Raw genomic sequence first — 1,193 nt, 5'->3', positions numbered from 1 at the left:
AAGTTACTTAGCGAACAGTTTTCACAAGATTACGAAGCACTCGCCTTTTACGCGCTATCACATATAGCTACAGCAAATAAGTCAGATCAGAGTTTTGAGCAAAACCAAGCAGCGGCAAATATTGCACAAAAAATACTAAATGCTAATCCACAACATCCTGGAGCGCATCACTATATGCTTCATGCTTACGACGTTCCGGGCTTGGCGCACATGGCAACCCAAATTGCAGACAGTTATGGCAAAATAACACCTAAAGTGCCTCATGCCGCTCATATGTTATCGCACATTTATACGCGCTTGGGCGATTGGACTCAATCAATTGAATGGAACAAAACATCTTCAGAAACCGCGTGGGAGATGTGTGTATCAAGCGGTGTTATTAACTCGCACTATACTCATGCCCTTGATTACTTGGCATACGCATACTTGCAAAAGGGCGATGATAAGGCAGTGCAAACCATCATTGATGATTTTGCTAATATAAAGGCGCCTTATAATAAGACTAACCACGCGTCTGCCTATGCGTTTTCTGCTATCCCTGCTCGATTTGCCGCTGAAAGGCAAGACTGGGAGGCTGCCACCAGACTACAGACCAAAATACCTACAGATTTTCCTTGGGATGATTCACACCGACCGTATGTTGCAATTACACATTTTGTAAAAGCAATTGGCTTTGCACGAACTGGTCAAGTACAAAGCGCGCAACAAGAAATAGCACAACTTAAGAAGCTACAAACACAGATTGCAAATAATAGCGATTACTGGTCATTACAAGTTACCATTCAATTGCGTTCTGCGCAGGCGTGGACTCTATATGCTGAAGGAAATACGGAACAAAGTTTAATTATAATGTCAGAGGCGGCAGCCCTAGAGCTTTCAACACAAAAACACCCAATCACGCCGGGGGCGATAATCCCTGCCAATGAACTTTTTGGGGATATGTTAATGCAAGAAGGCTTATTTATTAAAGCCATTGAGTCATATGAAACATCGTTAAGTCGCAATCCTAATCGTTTGAATACAATGTTAGGTTTAATTAACGCGCATAAAGCAATTGGCAATGCAGATGCGGTTAAAACCTACTATGAAGATATTAAGAATCAAATCAATGATTCAGCTTATGAGCGAAAATCACTTATAAAATTACTCTCTACATAAGCTCAAATGAGTTGAAGTACGCGAACTTTGTATTC

General features: G+C 41.2%; 1 protein-coding gene. It reads left to right on the top strand.

The genetic code is table 11. The features are described 5' to 3' along the window. A partial coding sequence (locus AC27IB_RS23465; protein ID WP_487124056.1) for a hypothetical protein occupies positions 1 to 1,158 on the top strand: 1,158 nt, incomplete at its 5' end. Between the last annotated feature and the right edge of the window lie 35 nt (positions 1,159 to 1,193).

This window comes from Alteromonas sp. 4NH20-0104 (assembly GCF_057547795.1).
This window is presented reverse-complemented; position numbering and strand designations above follow the sequence as displayed.